Here is a 5,414-nt window from a genome sequence, read left to right as displayed (position 1 = left end):
ACCTGCATGCTCGACAATTGCAGTCGCATCTCCTCCATGATGGTTTGGCGTTGTGGCAGCACGTCGCGCTCATAGCGGCTGGCGATGTCGTAGCTGGAGCGGTAGACACGGTAAGCGTCGCGCGCCTCCGAACGCACATTGACCGCCTTTTCGGCCAACCGGTTGAACGCCCGGTTATAGGTCTCGGCCGCCTGCCTGACATGCACTTCTCCGCCGTCGAAAATGGGGATCTGGAACTGGATGTCGAAGCCGCGCTCGCTGAACTGAGGCGTCTCCGGCTCCTTGGTTGTTCGGGATATCCCTGCCACATCGAGCATCGTGACGAACCGGGTCGCCCCGGTCAGGTCGAGGGATTTCGCCAGGGCATCGAGCTCCATGCGTGCGATCTGAAGGTCGAGCCGATGCCGAACGGCGTCGACCTCGATGCCGGGCAGCGTCTTGGGTTTTCTCGGCAGCTGCGGCAGCTTGCCCGGCAGCTTGAGGGCGAGATCGCCGTCCGAAAGACCCAACAAACGAGAGAGCCGCTCCCGCGAACTTTCCGCCTCCTGCCTGGCTGCAGCGAGATCGGTCGTCGTCTCCGCGTAGAACACCTGCTCGCGCGCGTTGTCCAGCTTGTTGATCGAGCCGGTCTCGTTAAGCTTTTTGGCAAGCCTTGCTGCGGCTTCCGCCGTCGATGTCGCATCCGTCAGCAAGCCCACTAGCTCGTTAGCCGCAACCGTCCTGTAGTAGGCACGCTGCACATCTGCCGCGAGCCGCAACGTCGCAAGAGCTGCGCGAAGCTGGGCCTCTCTGAAACGGTCGCGTGCGATATCGGAGCGGAAAGGCAAGGTCGCGAGCGCCAGGATGTTGCCGACGACCCTTCGTTCGACTTCGCTAGCTGCGTCGCCCGAAATGCTCGAAATCGAGAAGGTCGGATTGGGCGGAAGGCTCTGCTGAACGAGATCGGCCTCCGCCAGCGCCAATTCGTTGTAGGCGGCTTGCAGGCCCTTGTTATTGAGCAACGCAATCTGAACGGCTGCATCAACCGTGAGCGTTCGCAATAACAGCCGCCTGGCGGTCCCCAAAGCCCGCCCTTCGTCGTCTTTCGACCGTATGAACGTAACATCTTTGCCGATAGCCTGTCCGGCAATGTCGGAAACGGCGGTCATTCCGCCGTCCGGAGAAAACGAAGCGCACCCGGCCAGGCCGAGCGAGACAATCAACGCTACAGGCCGCACAGTTTGGCGCGCAATGGCAGTAGCCGTTGCAGCTGCCAGATATCGAATCCTGCGTCTTGAACAGGTTCGGCGCGCCGTCGCGACGGCGGCGAACCTCAAAGCTCGCACTAACATGGGTCTTTCCCGGGCTGCCGACGAATGACAGGCGCGTGCAGAAATTCTGCGTGGCGCCAGCTTCTCGAGTCAGGATCAGGCGATGGGAGGACGGTAAAGCCGAGCAGGCGCCTCGCCGTGCAGGCTCCTGTACACTTCGCCAGCGCAGGTCGAGACAGGCGAAGGGGGCATGACCAGCGACGGCAACTCCGCCGGCATCGCCGAAGCGCACATCAGTGCGCAGCACGGTCCGGGCACAGCCGTTCTGTGCCGATGGTGCTGCTCGTGACCGGGGGCATTCGCCAGAGCGCCGTGTTGATGCAGTGATACGGTATGACTTGCATCAAGGATGTGCCTATGGGTATCGGTCATTGCTGCGTCGTGCACTACGGTGACGTGCACCTCGTCAAGACACGGAAGCGGGCCGGAGCCGAATGCAAGCGCAGCGCTAGGCGCAAGGACACAAAACAGATAAAGCAAGGCAATCAGCCGCCCTGCCCAAATCCGCTCCATCTTTCCTAGTTTTGCAAACAACTTTCGCGCCCGAGTCGTAACTCTCAGACGCAGAATAATGGCCAGTCCGAGTTCCGCCAAGCGCTTTTACGAGTCAGGCAACTCTCCAGGTGCTCGGAATGGAAGCGATAACACTCGGGCGTGGCCCCAGATCGGCGTCGCTGCCCCCACTGAGCCCGTTCCAAGAAATACCGTATCCAGCCCTGATCGCCACCACTCAGTTAGCAAGCAAGCATGGTACCCTCGGAGCCTTGCTCACTTGCTATCATCAGCGCCCGCTTGCAATACAGTTTCAATTTGCACTTCCGCCGGATAGCCAGCATTGATTTCGGTCAAATCAGCGTACTTGGGTTAGCGCTAAACAAGTTTCCGAACGGGAAGGTGTGACCCCACTCAGCCTGCAGACGATCTCGTTCGATCCTCCGAGGACGATTTGAATGTCGGGGCCGCTGACTGAAAGGATGTTTCGACGGGCGCTCATTGCCATTGCTCTTTCCGGACTCGTTTTGGGAGCTGCGGCCTGGGCGAACGGGCTGAGGGATATAGCGAACTGGTGTTGGGCCGGCGGCACCTTGCCGGTGGTTATCGGTCTGCTGATTTCTATGGTCCGCGACTTTCTGGCGGGTCGCATGGGTGTGGACTCAGTTGCCTTCGTGTCGATGTCGGGCGCGCTCGTGCTCGGTCAGAATTTGGCCGGCATCGTCGTCGCCATCATGTACGCAGGCGGCAATCTGCTTGAGGACATTGCTGTCGCACGGGCCGAGCGTGACCTCAGGTCGTTAATTGATCGGGCACCGAGGATAGCCCATCGTCGTATCGCATCGACCATCGAGGACATCCCGATCGAGCAGGTCGCAGTTGGGGATGACATCGTGGTTCGCGCTGGCGAAGTCATTTCTGTTGACGGGCTCATTACCAGCCAGCTGGCGACGATCGATGAGGCGGCACTGACCGGGGAGCCGATCCCGGTTTCTCGTCAGGCCGGCGAACTCGCGCGAAGTGGTTCCGTCAACGCGGGAGAGACATTCGAAATTCGCGCATCCGCGGCCGCAAACGAAAGTACCTATGCAGGCATCGTTCGCATGGTCAGTGCTGCACAGACGGCAAAGTCGCCTTTCATCCGCATGGCAGACCGCTATGCGCTGCTGCTGTTGCCAATCACGCTTGCGGTTGCCGGCGGAGCATGGTTCTTCTCCGGCGATCCTGTCCGCGGACTGGCCGTGTTGGTCGCAGCGACGCCATGCCCACTTATTTTGGCCGCGCCGGTCGCCTTCATTGCCGGGATTGCGCGAGCTGCAAAATGCGGAATCCTCGTCAAGGGCAGTGGGCCGCTCGAAGCGCTCGCGCGCACCCACACGGTGATGTTCGACAAGACCGGCACGCTGACCGTCGGTGGCGCGCGTCTCGTTGCGATCGAAGTCACCCCGGGCCAAAGCGCCGACGAAGTTCTGCGGATTGCGGGCTCCCTGGAACAGGCCTCACAACACGTCGTCGCTGCGGCGATCGTCGAAGCCGCCATGGCGAAAGGGCTGAAGCTCACTATTCCATCTGAGGTACGGGAGACCATGGGCTCCGGTTTGGAAGGGGTGATCGACGGACAGACTGTTCGCGTGGGCTCGTATCAAATGGTCCATGGCGCTCGTAAGCCTGAAACCTGGGCGGCGCGGGCGCTCAGACGTGCGGCATGGCGCTCGGCACTGAGCGTGTTCGTCGCGGTCGATGGACGCACCATCGGTGCGGTATTGCTCGCCGACGAGCTGCGACGCGAGACGCCGCACGCCGTGCAGACACTGCGAACAGCCGGCGTAGCGCGGATCGTCATGGTGACGGGCGATCGAGCAGATGCCGCAGAAACGATCGGCGCCGCTCTTGATCTTGATGCCGTCCTTGCCGAAAGGGAGCCCGCCGATAAGGTCGACGCCGTCGCCACCGAACAGCGACAAAACCCTACCGTCATGGTCGGTGACGGTATCAATGATGCGCCGGCATTGGCGGCGGCCAACGTTGGCATCGCCATGGGTGCCCGAGGCGCAAGCGCTTCGTCGGAAGCAGCCGATGTCGTCATACTGGTCGACCGCCTCGATCGCGTCGCTGATGCCGTTACCATCGCGCGGCGCACCCGCAGCATAGCGCTGCAGAGCATACTTTCCGGAATGGCCCTTTCCGGGCTGGCAATGGGCTTTGCCGCCATCGGCCTGTTGCCGCCGATCGCGGGCGCGTTGACGCAGGAGGTCATCGATGTTGCGGTGATCCTCAATGCGTTGCGCGCGTTGACTTCTGGCCATAAGTTCGGTCGTCACAAAATGCCAGCGGCGGCAGCGACGACGTTGCGCCAGGATCATAAGCGAATGGAACCGACGCTCGATCGGCTGAGAGAAATTGCAGACGGGCTTGATGCCGCTGAGGGAACGGGGGCGATGATACTGATTTCGGAGGCTGACGATATCGTCTCGCGGCAAATCGTCGAGCATGAGCGCGAGGATGAAAGGGCCGTGTATCCGCAAGTCGCTAAATTTTTGGGGGATGGTCACGGGCTAGGCGCAATGAGCCGAGCGCACCGCGAGATTATACACATGGCACGGCTCCTGCGCCGGCTCGCCAATGGACTCACCGTCCATGATACGGACCATTATCTGATCCGAGATGCTCAGCGCGTCATTGAAGCAATTGAGGCGCTCGTGCGTATCCATAACGCCCAGGAGGAAGACATTTATGAGCAAGCGATCGGAACGTAGGAAATAATCTTTTCGCACTGCATCAGTCCGCAATTGCCAACGGCGGACATCACAGATCGGCAAAAGACGCAGAGATGAGCCATAGCTTCGGTGGGGCAATCGGTGGCTTGACAAGCCTCCGTTCATATAAGCCCGTTGCCGCACGCGCTACATTTCCGCGCAGATGCGCACATCGAGTTTGACTACGGTCGCTGGCTTAGCGATCGATAATATTTGATCTAGAAGCGCAAATTTTTTCTGCGTGCGACAGAACACCGTCCGCCCGATCCGTCAGAAACTTGCGCTCTTGATTTCAAAGCAAAATTTTGCCGATTCCAAATCGGCTCGATTTCGCTGACTATCGATATCAATTGGTGCATTTTTCCGCGCCGATAGCCACGAGTCACGCTATCCGCTCGGCGTCAAAATTAGCGTCAGCGCCTGCAGGGATCCCTTTGCGGGCTCGCCTGACGGCGGACTAAACATTAACGCACTCCCGCCCATAGAGCTTGACGTTATCCGATCACGCTCCAGGTTGGCGGTAAGCGTCAGCCGATGACCGCGCTGTAGAGGATGATATTCATCGCTTGCGAGGAATAGCCCAGCAACTCGCCAGGTTCTTCATTCCAATTCTGGGGTAGTAGGTTTCGGCCGCTGGTGCAGCAACGAGGATGAGCGTTGTGTTTTCGCCTGCCGCTCGATGGGTCTCGTCGATGAGGCGCTTCCCGATGCCTTGACGTTGGTAGGCCGCGTCGACCGCCAAATCGGACAGGTAGCAGCAGTAGGAGAAGTCGGTCACTGCTCTCGCCACGCCGACAAGGCGACCGCTATCGCGAGCGGTCACAATGAGGTCCGCATTGCGAAGCATCGCGTAGAG

At 60.2% G+C, this 5,414-nt stretch carries 3 protein-coding genes; 1 reads left to right on the top strand and 2 read right to left on the bottom strand.

Annotated features, from left to right (window positions below):
* Positions 1 to 1,232, bottom strand: a 1,232-nt coding sequence (locus WB528_RS24040) for a TolC family protein (protein ID WP_423891397.1), incomplete at its 3' end; no start/stop codon positions are given.
* 1,028 nt (positions 1,233 to 2,260) lie between these two features.
* Between WB528_RS24040 and WB528_RS24035 the strand changes: the two genes are divergently transcribed.
* Positions 2,261 to 4,558, top strand: a complete 2,298-nt coding sequence (locus tag WB528_RS24035) for a heavy metal translocating P-type ATPase (protein WP_423891395.1) — start codon at positions 2,261 to 2,263, stop codon at positions 4,556 to 4,558.
* Positions 4,559 to 5,117: 559 nt separating this feature from the next.
* Here the strand turns inward: WB528_RS24035 and WB528_RS24030 are convergent.
* Positions 5,118 to 5,414, bottom strand: a 297-nt coding sequence (locus tag WB528_RS24030) for a GNAT family N-acetyltransferase (RefSeq protein ID WP_423891392.1), incomplete at its 5' end; no start/stop codon positions are given.

The sequence above is a fragment of the Bradyrhizobium sp. genome, from assembly GCF_049586575.1.
In the GTDB taxonomy this organism is placed as follows: domain Bacteria; phylum Pseudomonadota; class Alphaproteobacteria; order Rhizobiales; family Xanthobacteraceae; genus Bradyrhizobium.
The sequence above is the reverse complement of the archived record's forward strand: the minus strand, read 5'-3'. Positions and strand labels throughout refer to the sequence as shown.